Origin of the sequence: Vibrio sp. ArtGut-C1 (assembly GCF_002105475.1) — a bacterium.
In the GTDB taxonomy this organism is placed as follows: Bacteria; Pseudomonadota; Gammaproteobacteria; order Enterobacterales; family Vibrionaceae; genus Vibrio; species Vibrio diabolicus.
In genome coordinates this window covers 33,237-50,513 of the sequence record NZ_NCTH01000028.1, presented here as the reverse complement: position 1 = coordinate 50,513, position 17,277 = coordinate 33,237, and the positions used below count along the sequence as shown (strand labels likewise).

The following is a 17,277-nucleotide window of genomic DNA, read 5'->3' as shown; positions in this document are numbered from 1 at the left end:
GCTCCAAACATATCAAATAAAACACCTCGCTATTGCGAGGTGTTTTTTTATGACTGTAACCAATCTTGATGTAGTTGATTAGGCGATCCTAGATAATCCACCATCCATTGGATCAATTTATGATTATCATCTTTGCGCCAGACCAAGCAACAATGACTGAGCGGCTTATCATCTGGCATCACCTTCTCCACCAGCACACCATCATTGATCAGTGGCGTTGCAATATGACGTGGCATATAACCCACGCCAACTCCATTTTTCAAACATTCAATTGCACTGTACCAGTTGGGTAGTAACAATCGGCGTTGTTGCGGATAATGGCCAGTATGGCGCTTTGGCAGCACGTTCGAAGTATCATCAAGGCAGATCGCCGGAAATTGACTCACAAACTCTTCAGTAAGCACTTGTTGGCGAACACAGGGATGAGCGGGAGACATCACAAATGCCCAATCCAATACGCCCATATCTTTGACTTCAAAATCCCCACCAACGGGAACCGCAGACGTGGCTCCAACGACTATATCAGCTCGTCCTTGTGCTATAGCCTCCCAAGAACCATTGAAGACCTCCATATTGATCTGCAATTCAGCAAATTCAAACTCGCGATAAAAATCTTCCACCAAAGGTTTGAGCTTCTCTAACTTCACCACGTTATCTAAGGTCAGCTTTAACGTGCTCTTCCATCCTTGAGCTGCTCGGCGTGTTTGCGCTTTCACCTCTTCCATTTGACGCAGCAAAGAGCGAGCCTCAGCCATAAAAAGTTCACCTGCTGGAGTTAACTCCACTTTCCTCGGTAAGCGTCGAAACAGCACCACATCTAAATCTTGCTCGACCTGCCTTACTCCATAACTGATGGCTGAAGGGACTTTATGCAGCACCTCAGCCGCAGCGGTGAAACTGCCTAAACGGGCAACCGTATCCAGCATTTCCAGAGACGCTTTAGAGAACATGATTTAACCTTTCAAAAAATTTGATTGATAACCAACAATTTTAGCGTTTTATTTTCTTAAAATCGAAAAATAGAATAATAAGGTAAATAAATCAGGGTTGGCGCCAACTGATGTTGATTAAAAAATGATTAAATAATTTGACTGGTTGAATCATGAAAATATCAAAACTACAGCTCATTTATCTGGCAGCATTATCGATGCTTGGCTTCGTTGCTACCGATATGTATCTGCCAGCATTCAAAGCGATGGAAATCGACTTTGCAACAGGCCCTGAGCAAATAGCGCTCTCTTTAACAGTATTCCTAGTTGGTATGGCGGTTGGCCAGCTAATGTGGGGATTGGCATCCGATAAATTTGGCCACCGCAATACACTCGCAGCCGGGTTAGTGCTGTTTACTATCGCGTCATTCGGTTTGGCTTTCTGTGACCAAGTATGGCAACTACTGACACTGCGCTTTATCCAAGCTATCGGTGTATGTGCACCAGCCGTGATCTGGCAAGCCATGGTCATTAAACGCTACTCAAGCAGCAGTCAGCAAATTTTCGCAACGATCATGCCGTTAGTCGCGCTATCACCAGCACTAGCACCTCAATTAGGGGTAGTGTTGGCAGATAACTTCGGCTGGCACAGTATCTTTATTACGCTAACACTAGTTGGTGTCTTCTTGGTCTTTGCGACAATGGCCCAAAAAGACGAGAAAGCAGAAATCAAACAAACCAGTATGTCTGCCGATATCAAAGCGCTGCTAAGCTCTAAAAAATACCTTGGCAACGTGTTTATGTTTGCGACGGCTTCGGCTGCATTCTTTGCTTACCTAACTGGTATGCCAGAAATCATGGCGCAACTGGGCTACGAAGCCAAAGACATTGGTCTGAGCTTTATCCCACAAACTATCGCGTTTATGGCTGGTGGTTACTTGGGTAAAGTCGGCGTTCGTAAATTTGGTGATGAAAAAGTTCTACGTCAATTGATTGGACTATTTAGTGTCGCGGCAATAATGATATTCATTGCCTCACAATGGGAACTGTCTTCTATCTGGCCAATTCTAGCGCCTTTCTGTTTAATTGCGGTAGCCAATGGTGCGCTATACCCAATCGTAGTAAACCGCGCGTTGGCAAGTGCTAAGCAAAGCCCTGCAACAGCTGCAGGCCTGCAAAACAGCTTACAAATTACTGTGAGCAGTCTATCAAGCGCATTAGTTGCTGCAATGGCAAGCCAAGCTCAAATGGTAACGGGCGTTGCAATCATCATCTGTATGGGTGGTCTTTGGATGGGTTACATCTTATCTAACCGTGAATTGTCTCAGCACTTCACGACTCCAGACAATGCTCGTGTAGTGAGTGAAGACGAACTTTAATTGTTCAGATAATAAAAAAGAGCCGCGTAATGCGGCTCTTTTTGTTTATAAGCTTTTCAACCCCCACTTCTTGGCAGTCAGCTTGAAAAAGCCTTGGGTCTTTTTCAGCTCAACCCAGTGGTTGATGTAATTAATCCATACTTGATCGTCTTGCGGCAACAGCATCGCAATTGGTGTCGGTTTACGCGGAGCGGTCACTGGTACTATCGCTAGTTGTTTAAACTTGTCCACCAACGTCGCTGCTTCCACATTGGACGTCACCGATACATCGGCCCTGCGAGCTAGTAATTCTTGGAAGTCGCGCGCTGGCGCTTCAATCACAATGTGTTGAGCCAGCGGGAAAAACTCTTTCACCATTTTTTCTTGCACCGTTCCTAGTGTCGCCGCGACTTTCACATCAGGCGTATTAAAATCTGCCCAATCAGAGAATTTGGCGAGATCTTTCTTTTGCACAACAGGTACAAAGGCAAGGTAGAAATACGGTTGGCTGTATCCAGCGACTTTCGCGCGCGACATATTCAGGGACGCGCTGCCAGTAATATCGTATTTGTTGGCGGTAATGCCATTGACTAACGTCTTCCAATCCGTGGCTACATACTCTACTTTTACACCGAGATCTTTAGCAAGCTCTGTCGTTACGTCGATATCAAAGCCACGATAACTGTTGGTTGCAGGGTCTTTCATCGTCATCGGATTCCAATCTCCCGTCGTTCCAACACGGAGTACACCATTGTCTAAAATGGATTGAAGACGGCTTTCAGCATGAGCAATTTGAGTTGCAGCAAGTAAACACATTCCTAGCGTTAGTAAAATCTTTTTCATTTTTATTCCCTTAAAAATAATGACCTTATACGGTTTAATGATTAACCTTTATTAAAGCTCTATTGATAACATAGCAGCAACAATGGAAGTTTTTTAGTTAATTCAGGGAGTAAATGTGACCTTTCGAACTCTATGGCTGATTTCGCTGCTGTTGCTCACAGGTTGCTCAGATTATCAATGGGGCTGGTATGTACTCGATCCTTCTACGGAGCAAGGACTCACCAATCTGAAGTTTTTAATCGCCGGATTTAGTGACACCATCCAAGTATCACTCCTCAGTATGTTATTTGCGATGACATTAGGTTTAATCATCGCCCTACCGGCTCTGTCGAACTCTCCCTACTTGAAGTGGATCAACCGCATTTACGTCGAGGTAGTCCGTTCAGTGCCTGTTTTAGTCTTACTACTTTGGGTGTATTACGGCATGCCAACGCTGTTGGATGTCTCACTCAATCACTTTTGGGCGGGTGTTATTGCACTGACCATTGCTGAGAGTGCGTTTATGGCGGAGGTGTTTCGCGGTGGGATACAAGCGATCAGCCGTGGCCAGCATGAAGCGGCTGAATCTTTGGGCTTAAGCTATTGGCAAAAGATGCGCTTGGTAATTCTTCCCCAAGCGTTTCGACAAATTCTCCCACCATTGGGAAATCAATTTGTGTATATCCTGAAGATGAGTTCTTTGGTTAGTGTGATTGGTTTGAGCGATCTCACTCGCCGTGCCAATGAGCTGGTGGTGAATGAGTACTTACCCCTAGAGATTTATACCTTCCTCGTTTTGGAGTACTTGTTGCTCATTCTATTCGTATCCCAAGCCGTTCGTTGGCTCGAAAAACGCATCGCCATTCCCAGTTACTAACGATGAAGCCTTTAGCTAGAAACAACAAAGCCGCTCTTGTTGAGCGGCTTTGACAATATATCTACAGAGTGCAGGTACTGCTTATTTCTGTTTTACAGGGCGTTGCCAGCCATTAATTTTGCGCTCTTTGACGCGAGTAATCACTAACTCGCCTTCTTCAACATCTTTTGTCAGCGTCGTGCCTGCACCGATGGTTGCGCCATCAGCGATAGTGACAGGAGCCACCAGCTGACTATCAGAACCAACAAATACATCATTACCGATGATGGTTTTAAACTTGTTCGCACCATCGTAGTTACAAGTAATCGTACCGGCACCGATGTTCGTACGTTGACCGATTTCAGCATCACCAAGGTAAGTTAGGTGGTTCGCTTTTGACCCTTCTCCGATACGCGCATTTTTAACTTCTACGAAGTTACCCACATGGGAATCGTTACGCATCTCAGCACCAGGACGAAGGCGAGTAAATGGACCAACGGTACATTCTTCACCAACCGTTGCACCTTCAATCACACTGTAAGGGCGAACGATGGTGTTGTCGTCGATTTCGCAATCTTTCAGTACACAGCCAGCACCGATAACCACGTTATCACCGAGTGATACTTTACCTTCAATGATAACATTCACGTCAATTTCACAGTCCATACCGCACTGCAACTCACCACGCAAATCAAAGCGTGCTGGATCGCGTAGCATCACACCTTGCTCTAGTAGCTTCTGAGCTTGCATTGATTGGAAAGCACGCTCTAGACGAGCAAGCTGTGCGCGGTCGTTGACCCCTTCCACCTCAATGGCATTGACTGGGTGTACAGCTTCAACGGCACGACCTTCATCGTGTGCGGCTGCAATAACGTCAGTTAGGTAGTATTCGCCTTGCGCGTTGTTGTTGTTTAAGCCAGACAACCAACGCTTGAGATCCCCACCAGTCGCAACCATGACACCCGTGTTGATCTCTTTAATTTGTTTTTGTTCTTCCGTTGCATCTTTTTGCTCAACGATCGCAACAACAGGACCATTTTTACGAATAATACGACCATAACCTGTTGGGTTATCAAGCATCACTGTAAGCAGTGCAATACCACCAGTTGGTTGAGCATCCAACAAGTTCTCGATGGTTTCAGCTGAGATTAATGGCACATCACCATAAAGCACGAGGATTTTCTCATCGTCTTCGAAGCGAGGAGATGCTTGGTCAACTGCATGGCCAGTCCCCAACTGATCCGCTTGCAGCACCCAGTTTACTGGCTCTTCAGCAAGAGTGGTTTGCATTTGATCACCACCGTGACCAAATACTAAGTGAATATTTTGTGCACCAAGACCAGTACATGTATCAATCACATGTTTTGCCATTGGCTTCCCTGCCAAAGTGTGTAGCACTTTAGGCATGTTCGAATGCATACGGGTACCTTTACCCGCAGCAAGAATCACAGCACTGAATTTCATTGAGAACCTATTGACGTTTTATGTTAATTGGCCGTTATTTTAAACAGCTCTTTTAAAATAGTTAATGGAGTAAGGTAAATTTCCAACTAAAATTAATCAAAAAGGCGACCATTTGGCCGCCTTTTGTCATGCAACGTTGCTAATTGAGCTTAGCGACGCTTTTTTGTCAGCTCGATAACTCGTAGCTGAGCAATGGCTTTAGCCAGTTCACTGGCCGCTTGTGCGAAGTCCATGTCACCATGCTGATTCTGGATTTGCTCCTCAGCGCGGCGCTTGGCTTCTTCTGCCTTCGCTGCGTCTAGCTCTTCACCACGGATAGCGGTATCAGCCAGTACAGTCGCTGTACCAGGCTGAATCTCTACCATACCACCAGAAACATAAATGATTTCTTCGTGGCCGTGCTGTTTCACAATACGCACCATACCAGGCTTGATAGCGGTCAGCAGCGGTGTGTGACCATGGAAAATACCAAGTTCACCTTCGCTACCGGTCACCTGAAACGTTTCAACACGACCAGAGAAGATTTTCTTCTCAGCGCTTACTACGTCTAGGTGAAAGGTTATTGCTGCCATATCGCCTCCTAGTTAGCCTTATAGCTTCTTCGCATTCTCAATAGCATCGTCGATGCTACCGCAGTACATGAATGCCTGCTCAGGAATGTCGTCGTATTCACCAGCTAGTAGACCTTTAAAGCCACGTAGAGTCTCTTTTAGAGGTACGTAAATACCAGGGTCACCTGTAAATACTTCTGCTACGTGGTAAGGTTGAGTTAGGAAACGCTCAATCTTACGTGCACGAGATACAACTTGCTTATCTTCTTCAGATAGCTCGTCCATACCTAGGATAGCAATGATGTCTTTCAGCTCTTTGTAGCGCTGAAGTGTCTGCTGAACGCCACGAGCAACTTCGTAGTGATCTTGACCAACTACTAGTGGATCAAGCATACGAGATGTTGAATCTAGTGGGTCGATCGCAGGGTATAGACCCATTGCCGCGATGTTACGGTTAAGTACAACCGTTGCATCCAAGTGCGCGAACGTTGTTGCTGGAGACGGGTCAGTCAAGTCATCCGCAGGTACGTATACCGCCTGTACAGACGTGATAGAACCTGATTTCGTTGACGTGATACGCTCCTGAAGTACACCCATCTCTTCTGCAAGAGTTGGCTGGTAACCTACCGCAGAAGGCATACGACCTAGCAGTGCCGATACCTCTGTACCTGCAAGTGTGTAACGGTAGATGTTATCAATGAACAGTAGTACGTCACGACCTTCGTCACGGAAACGTTCTGCCATTGTTAGACCAGTCAGTGCAACACGTAGACGGTTACCTGGTGGCTCGTTCATCTGACCGTAAACCATCGCTACTTTCGATTCTTCAGGCTTCTCAACGTTTACAACGCCCGCTTCCTGCATCTCGTAGTAGAAATCGTTACCTTCACGAGTACGCTCACCAACACCCGCAAATACGGATAGACCTGAGTGCTGTAGTGCGATGTTGTTGATAAGTTCCATCATGTTAACGGTCTTACCTACACCTGCACCACCGAATAGACCGATTTTACCACCCTTAGCGAATGGACAAATTAGGTCGATTACTTTAACGCCCGTTTCTAGAAGTGCGATCTCGTTTGATTGTTCTTCGTAGCTTGGTGCGCTGCGGTGGATAGAGTAAACCTCTTCCGCGCCCACTTCACCACGCTCATCAATCGCGTCACCTAGGACGTTCATGATACGACCTAGAGTTTTAGTACCGACTGGTACTGAAATTGGAGCGCCAGTGTTAACCACTTCAACTCCACGACGTAAACCATCAGAGCTACCCATTACGATACAACGAACTACGCCACCGCCTAGCTGTTGTTGAACTTCAAGAACTAGACGCTCTTTTGAGTCCGTTACGTTTAGAGCGTCATATACACTAGGTACATTGCTCTGTGGGAACTCTACGTCGACTACCGCACCGATGATCTGTACGATCTTACCTGTAGCCATCGTTAATCCTCTAAACTGTTTCGTTTTACCTAAGCTTAAACCGCAGCTGCACCACCAACGATTTCCGATAGTTCTTGTGTGATCGCAGCCTGACGGGCTTTGTTGTACACAAGTTCCAAATCGTCAATCAAGTTGGTTGCGTTATCCGTTGCAGCCTTCATCGCAATCATTCGAGCCGCTTGTTCACAAGCAAGGTTCTCAACCACACCTTGGTATACCTGAGACTCTACGTAACGCACTAGTAGCGTATCCAGTAGAGGTTTTGGCTCAGGCTCATAGATGTAGTCCCATGAGTGCTCACGCTGCATCTCTTCGCTGTCCGATTTAGGCAAAGGTAGCAATTGATCGATCGTTGGTTGCTGAACCATAGTATTCACAAACTTGTTGAATACTACGTATAGACGGTCCAGTTCACCTTCATCGTATTTCTTCAGCATTACGCCAACAGAACCGATTAGGTCTTCTAAGCTTGGGTTATCACCCAGGCCAGAAACCTGTGCCGCAACTTTTGCGCCACCATGTTTAAAGAAAGCTGTTGCTTTTGAGCCAACAACGGCAAGCTCAATCTCAGCACCTTTCTCTCTCCATGCTTGCATGTCTGTAACGGCTTTTTTGAACACGTTAATGTTCAAACCACCACACAGACCACGGTCTGTCGAAACGATGATGTAACCAACACGTTTAGCTTCACGCTCTTCTAGGTACGGATGACGGTACTCTAGGTTTGCGTTAGCCACATGACCGATCACTTTACGCATTGTTTCAGCGTATGGACGAGAAGCTTCCATTGCATCTTGAGAACGACGCATTTTTGAAGCTGCTACCATTTCCATCGCTTTCGTAATTTTCTGCGTGCTTTTAACACTACCGATTTTATTACGTATCTCTTTTGCGCCGGCCATCGTTACTCTCCGTTAGTTGGTGGCAGAAACTGCCACCGACCTAATTACCAAGTTTGGGTTGCTTTGAAGTCGTCAGTCAGTTTCTTCAACTGAGCTTCGATTTCATCGTTGTAAGCGCCAGACTTGTCGATCTCAGCTGCTAGTTCAGCGTATTGACCGCGAGCGTACGATAGTAGAGCCGCCTCGAAATCTAGAACTTTGTTAAGTTCTACATCATCAAGGTAACCGCGCTCTGCCGCGAAGATAGTTAGAGCTTGGTCAAATACAGACATTGGAGCGTACTGCTTCTGCTTCATTAGTTCTGTTACTTTTTGACCATGGTCTAGCTGTTTCTTCGTTGCTTCATCAAGGTCAGAAGAGAACTGAGCAAATGCAGCTAGTTCGCGGTACGCAGCTAGTGCTGTACGGATACCACCTGATAGTTTCTTGATGATTTTCGTCTGAGCTGAACCACCTACACGAGATACTGAGATACCTGGGTCAACAGCTGGACGAACACCGGCGTTGAATAGCTCAGTTTGTAGGAAGATCTGACCATCGGTAATCGAGATTACGTTAGTCGGTACGAATGCTGAAACGTCACCTGCTTGAGTTTCGATGATAGGAAGAGCAGTCAATGAACCAGTCTTACCTTTCACTTCACCGTTAGTGAAACGTTCTACGTACTCTTCGTTTACACGAGCTGCACGCTCTAGTAGACGCGAGTGTAAGTAGAATACGTCACCTGGGAATGCCTCACGGCCTGGTGGACGTTTAAGTAGTAGAGAGATCTGACGGTAAGCTACCGCTTGCTTAGATAGGTCATCGTAAACAATCAGTGCGTCTTCACCGCGATCGCGGAAGTATTCACCCATCGCACAACCTGCGTATGGCGCTAGGTATTGCAGCGCTGCAGATTCAGAAGCTGATGCAACTACAACGATAGTGTTTTGTAGTGCGCCGTGCTCTTCTAGTTTGCGAACTACGTTAGCGATAGTCGATGCTTTCTGACCAATTGCTACGTAGATAGAGAAAATACCAGAGTCTTTCTGGTTGATGATCGCGTCGATCGCCAGTGCTGTTTTACCAATCTGACGGTCACCGATGATAAGCTCACGCTGACCACGACCGATAGGGATCATTGAGTCAACTGACTTATAACCAGTTTGCACAGGTTGGTCTACCGATTTACGGTCGATTACACCTGGTGCGATCACTTCTACAGGCGAAGTCATTTTCGCTTCGATTGGACCTTTACCATCGATAGGCTCACCCAGCGTGTTTACTACGCGGCCTAGTAGTTCTGGACCAACTGGCACTTCAAGAATGCGGCCAGTACCTGTAACTTTCATGCCTTCCTTAAGGTCAGCATATGGGCCCATTACAACCGCACCAACCGAGTCACGCTCAAGGTTAAGTGCCAGTGCATAACGGCCACCCGGTAATTCAATCATTTCACCTTGCATCACGTCCGCTAGGCCGTGGATGCGGATGATACCATCGCTTACCGATACGATAGTACCCTCGTTGCGAGCTTCACTAACAACTTCGAAAGATTCGATACGTTGTTTGATTAGATCGCTAATTTCCGTGGAATTAAGTTGCATGCTCCAATCCCCATTAAGACTGCAATGCATCGCTCAGGCGGTTCAAACGACCACGCGCTGAGTCATCGATGACTAGGTCTCCGGCTCGAATAATAACCCCACCAAGTAGGGTCTCATCTACACTGCAATTCAGCTTCACTTTGCGTTCAAGACGCTTTTCAAGTTTGCTGCCAATGTTTGCAAGTTGCTCATCAGAAAGTTCTGTAGCTGAAATGACTTCAACATCGATTTCTTTCTCATGCTCTTTCTTCAGAGTGTAAAACTCTGTGCAAACATCAGGAAGGGCCGCTAAACGACCATTCTCAGCCATCACCTTCAAAAGGTTTTGACCGTGCGTATCAACTTGTTCGCCGCAAACTGCAACAAAAATCTCTGCCATTTTATCAGCAGAAACCGAACCGGTTAGAAGTTCGTTCATTTGTTCGTTTTTGGCCACTTCAGCAGCAAAAGATAACATTTGGCCCCATTGGTCCAACTGGTCTTTCTCTAAAGCAAAGTCGAAGGCTGCTTTAGCATAGGGGCGTGCGATAGTAGTCAAATCAGACATATGCGCCCCCAGACTTAAAGTTTTGCAGTAATGTTGTCGAGAATATCTTTTTGCGCATCTTTATCGATAGAACGCTCAAGGATTTTCTCAGCACCAGCTACAGCCAGAGTAGCAACTTGTTTGCGCAGGTCATCGCGCGCACGATTGCGTTCAGCTTCAAGTTCTGCTTCTGCTTGCGCTAGGATTTTCTGGCGTTCTGCCTGAGCTTCCTCGCGAGCTTCATCAAGAATTTGAGACTTGCGCTTGTTCGCTTGTTCGATGATCTCAGTTGCTGTGCGCTTCGCTTCTTTCAATTGATCAGAAGCGTTGGCTTGTGCTAGATCCAAGTCTTTCGCAGCACGTTCTGCTGCTTGAAGGCCATCAGCAATTTTCTTCTGACGCTCTTCGATCGCTTTCATCAATGGTGGCCATACATACTTCATGCAGAACCACACAAATAGTGCAAACGAGATTGCTTGACCTAGCAGAGTTGCGTTTATGTTCACAACAGCTACCCCTCTATTTGGACTTAGTGTTAATCAGTGACAAGCGCTAATCGCTCGTCCCGAGTTAAAGGTGATTAACCTAGTTGACCAACGAATGGGTTTGCGAAAGTGAATAGTAGCGCGATTACGATACCGATCATTGGAACCGCATCAAGTAGACCCGCGATGATAAACATCTTAACTTGTAGCATAGGAGCCATTTCTGGTTGACGTGCAGCACCTTCTAGGAATTTACCACCTAGCAGTGCGAAACCAATCGCTGTACCAAGAGAAGCAAGACCGACGATAATACCTACGGCGATTGCAGAAAAGCTCAGTAAAGTTTCCATTACTATCTCCAATTTATAGTTGTTGGCTTAGTGCCCAAATAAAAAGCTTTAAAAAAATTAATGATCAGGATCTTCGTGTGCCATTGACAGGTAAACAATTGTCAACATCATGAATACGAAGGCTTGAATCGTAATAACCAAGATATGGAAGATTGCCCACGGTAGTGAACCCATCCATTGTAAGTACCATGGTAGCATTGCCGCACAAAGAATGAATACAACCTCACCCGCGAACATGTTACCGAATAGACGCATACCAAGTGATAGAGGTTTCGCCAGTAGCGATACCACTTCAATCAGTAGGTTAAACGGAATCATAAGTGGGTGATTGAATGGATGTAGTGCAAGTTCTTTTGCGAATCCACCTAGACCTTTCACTTTGATGCTGTAGTAAATCATCAATGCAAAAACGCCTAGAGCCATAGCCATGGTGATATTCACATCAGCAGACGGTACAACCTTAAGGTAAGGGATACCTAGCCAATGTTCTGCTGGGTACGGTAAGAAGTCGATAGGAACTAAGTCCATCACGTTCATCAAAAATACCCAACAAAAGATAGTCAGTGCTAAAGGCGCGATCAGTGGGTTGCGTCCATGGAACGTGTCTTTGACGTTATCGGCGACAAATTCAACGATCATTTCTACAGCACACTGAAGCTTACCCGGTACACCCGCTGTTGTTCTCTTCGCTACTTTGTAAAAAATTCCGAGGAAGATTAAACCAGTAAACCAAGAAAAAAACAGGCTATCGATATGTACGTTCCAGAAACTTGTCTCCGACCCTACTAAACCCAACTTATACAGCGATAGGTTAGAAAGGTGGTGGGCAATGTAACCGGACGATGTTAGCGCTTCACCTGGCGCAGCCATAACTCATCCTATTTTTTGTTGTTAATGAATAGCACTGGTGCACAGATATTAATACCTAGTACCAGCAAATAGGTTAGTTTGAGGGGAACAAGTTCCACCTGCATATACATGTAGGCAACATAGAACAGTGCAACCGTGATGAGAATTTTCAGTACTTCACCCGTATAGAAGGAAGCCGCGATGCGCTTGGCAGCGCGAGCCCCACTAAACATGAAAGCACACAGCGCGAATACTGCATTGGCAACAACAAAAATGCCTCCGCCAATCAGCGCTGAAAATCCCCAGTCAGGATTTATGGCTACCGCCATTCCTGCTGCCACAAAAATAACCGCGCCAGACTGGATCATTAACAATTGCCTTGCGAGCTCTCGTCCTGGTCTAGCTAACGCAGCTACCATGTATTCGTACCTCTAGTAATATCCACTTCGCACTAAACTCTCTGTGCTGGGAAATTGGCGAAAATTATACGTTCAGTTCAACGTAAAGCAATTCGATTGCATCAAAAACTTACAGTTTTGTTTACAAAACGACAACTTTCGCACAAAATTCGATTAATTAGATTAATTGACCTAAATCAATTATCTCATCTAGGCCTCAAGCTTGGCAATTAGTTGGTCCAATTTGTGAGGCTCATCAAGACTTATCGTCAATTTCGCTTTTCCGTTTGCAGAACGGGTCAGAGAAACTTTTGCATCAAGCAGCTGACTCAATTTATGCGACATTTGCTCAGCTTCGGTATCTTCTTGTTGCCCTTTTTGCTCATTTTGTGGGGCTAAGCACTTTTTTACTAACTGTTCGGTTTGACGAACAGTCATTTGCTTTTTCGCGACTTGTTGAGCAACCTCAACCTGCTGCTCACCCTGCAAGGCCAATAACGCTCGCGCATGACCCATTTCTAGCAATTTATCCGCAACCAAGCTTTTCACATTGGACTCAAGCTGATTTAAACGTAACAAGTTACTGACCGTCGTTCTCGACTTACCAATCACTTCTGCGACTTGTTGATGCGTAAGCGTAAATTCGTCTTGTAAGCGCTCAAGCGCTTGTGCTTCTTCAATCACATTCAAGTCTTCACGTTGAATGTTCTCAATCAACGCCATGGCAATCGCCGCGCGATCTTCGACTTTCTTCACCAAACACGGCACGCGTTTTAAACCAGCCTGCCTTGCCGCACGCCAGCGGCGCTCACCTGCGATGATCTCAAACTGACCGCTTTCAACCTGGCGAACCACGATTGGCTGAATAATGCCTTGTGACTGAATCGAAGCCGCTAATTCTTCTAGCGCTTCAGGCGCCATATCTTTACGCGGTTGGTATACGCCCGGTTGCAATTGACCAATCGCTAAGTCGGTTAACTCACCGTCTGCCGATAATTCTTGGCTATGCGATGCAATATGCTGTTTTTCACGAGCAAACGAACTGGTCGACAATAACGCATCCAGTCCTTTTCCGAGACCACGCTTAGACATGGGATTGAATTCCTTAGGTTAGAGTTAAACTGGGATTTCTTCGCGGCGGAGCATTTCGCCCGCTAGAGCAAGATACGCTTTGGCCCCTGCAGAGTACTTATCGTAGTACATCGCTGGTTTACCGTGACTTGGCGCTTCAGCCAAACGCACATTACGCGGAATGACGGTACGGTAAACTTTATTGCCAAAGTGTTTTTTAAGTTGATCGGACACTTCATTCGATAGGCGGTTGCGCGGGTCGTACATAGTACGCAGTAAACCTTCGATTTTGAGGTTTTCATTAACCACAGCCGCTAACTTGCTGATTGTGTCCATAAGAGCAGTTAAACCTTCTAACGCAAAGTATTCACATTGCATCGGCACCAGCACAGAATCAGCTGCCGCCATCGCATTGATTGTAAGAAGGTTTAGAGAAGGAGGACAATCAATAAAGATGAAATCATAGTTATCGCGAACTGACGACAATGCATTTTTTAAACGCACTTCGCGAGCGAACACTTCCATCAATTTGATCTCTGCCGCGGTTACGTCTCCGTTCGCCGCGATCAAATCATACTTCCCTGTGGTTTGGGTACAAACGACTTGATCGAACGGTGTATCTTCGACCAAAAGATCGTATGCGGTGGCATCGACCATATACTTATCCACGCCACTGGCCATCGTAGCATTGCCTTGCGGGTCGAGATCGATCACCAAAACCTTGCGCTTTGTTGCCGCCATCGAAGCCGCTAAGTTAATGCACGTTGTTGTTTTGCCGACCCCACCTTTCTGGTTGGCGATTGCTACAATTTTACCCACGATTACCTCGCTAATTTTCCTTGCGCGATAAGATTACTAGATGACGATCACCTTCCAACTCAGGAACAGCTAAAGATATGATCTCTGTCACACTGCACCATTCAGGAAGCTGATCCATTTCATCTTTAGGGTGCTGTCCTTTCAGCGCTAGAAACACCCCATGCTCTTGTTTCGGCAAATGGTGGCACCATTCCACCATGTCTGTCATTGAAGCAAAAGCTCGACTCAAAACGCCATCAAATTTTTCTTCAGGTTGGAATTCTTCGACGCGACTTTGAATTGGTGTCACGTTTTTCAGCCCTAATGTGTGCACGACTTGCTTGATAAAACGGATGCGTTTGCCAAGACTGTCGAGCAAGAAGAAGGTCTTCTCAGGGTTCATGATTGCCAAAGGTATGCCCGGTAAACCCGGACCAGTACCAACATCAATGAAGCGCTCACCGGGCAGGTGTGTGCTCACCACGATGCTATCAAGAATATGTTTCACTAACATATCAAGCGGATCGCGCACCGACGTTAAGTTGTACGCTTTGTTCCACTTGTCGAGCAGTTCGACGTAACCGACCAATTGCTCTCTTTGTTGCTCTGACACTTCTAAATCGGTTTTCGCGATCAGTGAATCCAGCTTTGTTCGCAATGCGCTCATTATTCTTCCTCACCTTTCTTCAGCAAACCATGCTTTTTCAAGTGAACAAGAAGAATAGAAATTGCAGCAGGCGTAATACCAGAAATGCGCGATGCAATACCGATGCTCTCTGGTTTGGCTTCACTCAGTTTAGCAACGACTTCGTTTGATAAACCTTTTACATCGCGGTAATCCAAATCTGCGGGTAGCTTGGTATTTTCGTGACGCAATGATTTTTCGATCTCTTCCTGCTGACGCTTGATGTAACCATCGTATTTTACTTGAATTTCAACTTGCTCAGCCGCTTGCTGATCTTCAAGTGCAGGAGCAAACGCTTCAAGTTGCGTCAGTTGCGAATAAGTGATCTCAGGACGACGCAGAAGATCCTCACCACTAGCTTCACGTGCCATTGGTGTTTTCAGCAGCTTGTTCAGCTCATCCACGCCTTCTGACTTCGGATTCATCCACGTTGATTTCAAACGTTGACGTTCCGTTTCCATGTTATTGAGTTTCTCGTTAAAGCGAGCCCAACGAACATCGTCAATCAAGCCTAACTCGCGTGCTTTTTCCGTTAAACGTAAATCGGCGTTATCTTCACGTAGCAACAAGCGATATTCCGCACGAGAAGTGAACATGCGGTACGGTTCTTTGGTACCCATGGTCGATAAATCATCAATCAATACGCCCATGTAAGCTTGGTCACGACGTGGGCTCCAGCCTTCTTTGTCTTGGCTGTACAAGCTTGCGTTTAGACCGGCCATCAAGCCTTGCGCTGCGGCTTCTTCGTAACCAGTCGTACCATTAATCTGACCAGCAAAGAACAGACCATGAATAAACTTGGTTTCGTACGTTTGCTTCAAATCACGTGGATCGAAGAAATCGTACTCAATCGCATAACCAGGACGAACGATATGCGCATTTTCAAAACCTTTCATTGAGCGAACGATTTGTACTTGCACATCAAATGGCAAGCTAGTCGAGATACCGTTAGGGTATAGCTCGTGCGTCGTTAAACCTTCTGGCTCAATGAAGATTTGGTGGCTATTTTTATCCGCAAAACGCATCACTTTGTCTTCAATCGACGGGCAGTAACGCGGACCAATGCCTTCAATCACACCCGCGTACATCGGACTGCGATCCAAGTTGCTACGGATCACGTCGTGCGTTTGCTCATTGGTGTGCGTAATAAAACATGGGATCTGACGCGGGTGTTGTTCGCGTTTACCCATGAATGAAAATACAGGGGTAGGGTTATCACCGTGCTGAGCTTCAAGCACTGAAAAATCAACGGTGCGAGCATCAATGCGCGGTGGGGTACCCGTTTTTAAACGATCCACACGGAATGGCAGTTCACGTAATCGATCCGCTAATGCGATCGACGGTGGATCTCCTGCACGTCCGCCTGAAGAGCTCTCCATGCCAATGTGGATCTTACCACCAAGAAACGTACCTACCGTTAGTACGACGGCTTTCGCATGGAAGCGAAGTCCCATTTGAGTCACCACGCCAACCGCGCGGTCTTGCTCAACAATCAGATCATCCACTGACTGCTGGAACAGCGTTAAGTTAGGTGCATTTTCTAATGCGTTACGGACGTACGCTTTGTACAGAGCACGATCCGCTTGAGCTCGAGTCGCTCGAACTGCAGGACCTTTGGAGGCATTTAGTGTACGGAATTGAATACCTGCATGGTCGATGGCTTCAGCCATCAAACCGCCCATAGCATCCACTTCTTTTACTAAGTGACCTTTACCAATACCACCAATCGCCGGGTTACAAGACATCTGGCCTAATGTATCGATGTTATGGGTAAGGAGAAGCGTTTTTTGTCCTGTGCGTGCAGATGCGAGCGCGGCTTCCGTTCCTGCGTGTCCGCCACCGACAACAATGACGTCAAAGTTTTCGTGATAAAGCATGAACTGACCTCAGGTATTCAAAGGGATTTAATGGACAGATAAAGGAGCCGTATTTTACCTGCTTTATGCCACAGAGAAAAACGTTTTCTCGTTTTATCCGTTTTAAGCTTCAAGATAAATATATATAAGATCTATATATATGATCTTTTATTAGATCTACTATTAGGATCGACCGTTTCTGTGGATAACCTAAAAATGATCAACAAGATCATGGATCTTCTTTGGATCATATCTTGTGATCATGATTGGATCAGATCGAGGATTACCTGGGATCAAAAGTGGTAGTTATACACAGGGGGTAAAATTGATCAAAGTTGTTATTGGGAT

At 46.0% G+C, this 17,277-nt stretch carries 18 protein-coding genes; 2 read left to right on the top strand and 16 right to left on the bottom strand.

Going from position 1 to position 17,277, the window contains the following annotated elements; all coding sequences use genetic code 11:
- Nucleotides 1–47: 47 nt before the first annotated feature.
- Nucleotides 48–950 (bottom strand): DNA-binding transcriptional activator PunR, encoded by a 903-nt coding sequence (punR, locus tag B7360_RS19725; protein WP_005394068.1) that lies wholly within the window; start codon nt 948–950, stop codon nt 48–50.
- A gap of 152 nt (nt 951–1,102) precedes the next feature.
- On the opposite strand from punR, the gene punC reads away from it, so the two are divergent.
- Complete coding sequence (gene punC / locus B7360_RS19720) at nt 1,103–2,308, top strand: purine nucleoside transporter PunC (RefSeq protein WP_031780373.1); 1,206 nt, start codon at nt 1,103–1,105, stop codon at nt 2,306–2,308.
- 45 nt (nt 2,309–2,353) lie between these two features.
- Here punC and B7360_RS19715 read toward each other — a convergent pair whose 3' ends face one another.
- Nucleotides 2,354–3,130 carry a transporter substrate-binding domain-containing protein gene (locus B7360_RS19715; protein ID WP_085344406.1) on the bottom strand — a complete coding sequence of 259 codons (777 nt, stop codon included), beginning with the start codon at nt 3,128–3,130 and terminating at the stop codon, nt 2,354–2,356.
- 115 nt (nt 3,131–3,245) lie between these two features.
- On the opposite strand from B7360_RS19715, the gene B7360_RS19710 reads away from it, so the two are divergent.
- Entirely contained in the window at nt 3,246–3,986 is a 741-nt protein-coding gene (locus tag B7360_RS19710) for an amino acid ABC transporter permease (RefSeq protein ID WP_031780374.1), read from the top strand.
- Nucleotides 3,987–4,067: 81 nt separating this feature from the next.
- Here B7360_RS19710 and glmU read toward each other — a convergent pair whose 3' ends face one another.
- The 14 genes from glmU to mnmG form a co-directional block, all read right to left on the bottom strand.
- Entirely contained in the window at nt 4,068–5,429 is a 1,362-nt protein-coding gene (gene glmU, locus B7360_RS19705) for a bifunctional UDP-N-acetylglucosamine diphosphorylase/glucosamine-1-phosphate N-acetyltransferase GlmU (protein WP_005394079.1), read from the bottom strand.
- 149 nt (nt 5,430–5,578) lie between these two features.
- Complete coding sequence (locus B7360_RS19700) at nt 5,579–6,001, bottom strand: F0F1 ATP synthase subunit epsilon (RefSeq protein ID WP_005378937.1); 423 nt, start codon at nt 5,999–6,001, stop codon at nt 5,579–5,581.
- Nucleotides 6,002–6,019: 18 nt separating this feature from the next.
- Nucleotides 6,020–7,423, bottom strand: a complete 1,404-nt coding sequence (atpD, locus tag B7360_RS19695) for a F0F1 ATP synthase subunit beta (RefSeq protein ID WP_005383849.1) — start codon at nt 7,421–7,423, stop codon at nt 6,020–6,022.
- Between the two features lie 35 nt (nt 7,424–7,458).
- On the bottom strand, nt 7,459–8,325 hold the full coding sequence (gene atpG / locus B7360_RS19690; protein WP_005394082.1) for a F0F1 ATP synthase subunit gamma: 867 nt from the start codon (nt 8,323–8,325) through the stop codon (nt 7,459–7,461).
- Between the two features lie 44 nt (nt 8,326–8,369).
- The gene (gene atpA, locus B7360_RS19685; protein WP_005394084.1) at nt 8,370–9,911 is read right to left on the bottom strand and encodes a F0F1 ATP synthase subunit alpha; all 1,542 of its coding nucleotides are present in this window, start codon (nt 9,909–9,911) and stop codon (nt 8,370–8,372) included.
- 13 nt (nt 9,912–9,924) lie between these two features.
- Nucleotides 9,925–10,458 (bottom strand): F0F1 ATP synthase subunit delta, encoded by a 534-nt coding sequence (atpH, locus tag B7360_RS19680; RefSeq protein WP_005394085.1) that lies wholly within the window; start codon nt 10,456–10,458, stop codon nt 9,925–9,927.
- A 14-nt stretch (nt 10,459–10,472) separates the two neighbouring features.
- Nucleotides 10,473–10,943, bottom strand: coding sequence for a F0F1 ATP synthase subunit B (atpF, locus tag B7360_RS19675; RefSeq protein WP_031780375.1), 471 nt, complete (start codon nt 10,941–10,943; stop codon nt 10,473–10,475).
- 74 nt (nt 10,944–11,017) lie between these two features.
- Nucleotides 11,018–11,272 (bottom strand): F0F1 ATP synthase subunit C, encoded by a 255-nt coding sequence (atpE, locus tag B7360_RS19670; RefSeq protein WP_002540812.1) that lies wholly within the window; start codon nt 11,270–11,272, stop codon nt 11,018–11,020.
- Between the two features lie 57 nt (nt 11,273–11,329).
- Nucleotides 11,330–12,142 (bottom strand): F0F1 ATP synthase subunit A, encoded by an 813-nt coding sequence (atpB, locus tag B7360_RS19665; protein ID WP_005378922.1) that lies wholly within the window; start codon nt 12,140–12,142, stop codon nt 11,330–11,332.
- Between the two features lie 8 nt (nt 12,143–12,150).
- A complete protein-coding gene (locus B7360_RS19660; RefSeq protein WP_005378921.1) occupies nt 12,151–12,540 on the bottom strand; it encodes a F0F1 ATP synthase subunit I in 390 nt (129 codons plus the stop codon).
- Nucleotides 12,541–12,729: 189 nt separating this feature from the next.
- Nucleotides 12,730–13,611, bottom strand: coding sequence for a ParB/RepB/Spo0J family partition protein (locus B7360_RS19655; protein ID WP_085344405.1), 882 nt, complete (start codon nt 13,609–13,611; stop codon nt 12,730–12,732).
- A gap of 24 nt (nt 13,612–13,635) precedes the next feature.
- Entirely contained in the window at nt 13,636–14,409 is a 774-nt protein-coding gene (locus B7360_RS19650; protein WP_005383838.1) for a ParA family protein, read from the bottom strand.
- A gap of 10 nt (nt 14,410–14,419) precedes the next feature.
- The gene (gene rsmG, locus B7360_RS19645; protein WP_005394093.1) at nt 14,420–15,055 is read right to left on the bottom strand and encodes a 16S rRNA (guanine(527)-N(7))-methyltransferase RsmG; all 636 of its coding nucleotides are present in this window, start codon (nt 15,053–15,055) and stop codon (nt 14,420–14,422) included.
- Nucleotides 15,055–16,950 (bottom strand): tRNA uridine-5-carboxymethylaminomethyl(34) synthesis enzyme MnmG, encoded by a 1,896-nt coding sequence (gene mnmG, locus B7360_RS19640; protein ID WP_047010278.1) that lies wholly within the window; start codon nt 16,948–16,950, stop codon nt 15,055–15,057. The genes rsmG and mnmG overlap by 1 nt, the downstream gene beginning before the upstream one ends.
- Between the last annotated feature and the right edge of the window lie 327 nt (nt 16,951–17,277).

Excerpts from the sequence above, each read along its gene's own strand:
- punR (WP_005394068.1), bottom strand. The coding sequence starts at position 950 with ATGTTCTCTAAAGCGTCTCTGGAAATGCTGGATACGGTTGCCCGTTTA.
- B7360_RS19660 (WP_005378921.1), bottom strand. The coding sequence starts at position 12,540 with ATGGTAGCTGCGTTAGCTAGACCAGGACGAGAGCTCGCAAGGCAATTG.
- punC (WP_031780373.1), top strand. The coding sequence starts at position 1,103 with ATGAAAATATCAAAACTACAGCTCATTTATCTGGCAGCATTATCGATG.
- glmU (WP_005394079.1), bottom strand. The coding sequence starts at position 5,429 with ATGAAATTCAGTGCTGTGATTCTTGCTGCGGGTAAAGGTACCCGTATG.
- rsmG (WP_005394093.1), bottom strand. The coding sequence starts at position 15,055 with ATGAGCGCATTGCGAACAAAGCTGGATTCACTGATCGCGAAAACCGAT.
- atpE (WP_002540812.1), bottom strand. The coding sequence starts at position 11,272 with ATGGAAACTTTACTGAGCTTTTCTGCAATCGCCGTAGGTATTATCGTC.
- atpH (WP_005394085.1), bottom strand. The coding sequence starts at position 10,458 with ATGTCTGATTTGACTACTATCGCACGCCCCTATGCTAAAGCAGCCTTC.
- B7360_RS19655 (WP_085344405.1), bottom strand. The coding sequence starts at position 13,611 with ATGTCTAAGCGTGGTCTCGGAAAAGGACTGGATGCGTTATTGTCGACC.
- B7360_RS19715 (WP_085344406.1), bottom strand. The coding sequence starts at position 3,130 with ATGAAAAAGATTTTACTAACGCTAGGAATGTGTTTACTTGCTGCAACT.
- atpB (WP_005378922.1), bottom strand. The coding sequence starts at position 12,142 with ATGGCTGCGCCAGGTGAAGCGCTAACATCGTCCGGTTACATTGCCCAC.
- atpG (WP_005394082.1), bottom strand. The coding sequence starts at position 8,325 with ATGGCCGGCGCAAAAGAGATACGTAATAAAATCGGTAGTGTTAAAAGC.
- atpD (WP_005383849.1), bottom strand. The coding sequence starts at position 7,423 with ATGGCTACAGGTAAGATCGTACAGATCATCGGTGCGGTAGTCGACGTA.
- mnmG (WP_047010278.1), bottom strand. The coding sequence starts at position 16,950 with ATGCTTTATCACGAAAACTTTGACGTCATTGTTGTCGGTGGCGGACAC.
- B7360_RS19700 (WP_005378937.1), bottom strand. The coding sequence starts at position 6,001 with ATGGCAGCAATAACCTTTCACCTAGACGTAGTAAGCGCTGAGAAGAAA.
- atpA (WP_005394084.1), bottom strand. The coding sequence starts at position 9,911 with ATGCAACTTAATTCCACGGAAATTAGCGATCTAATCAAACAACGTATC.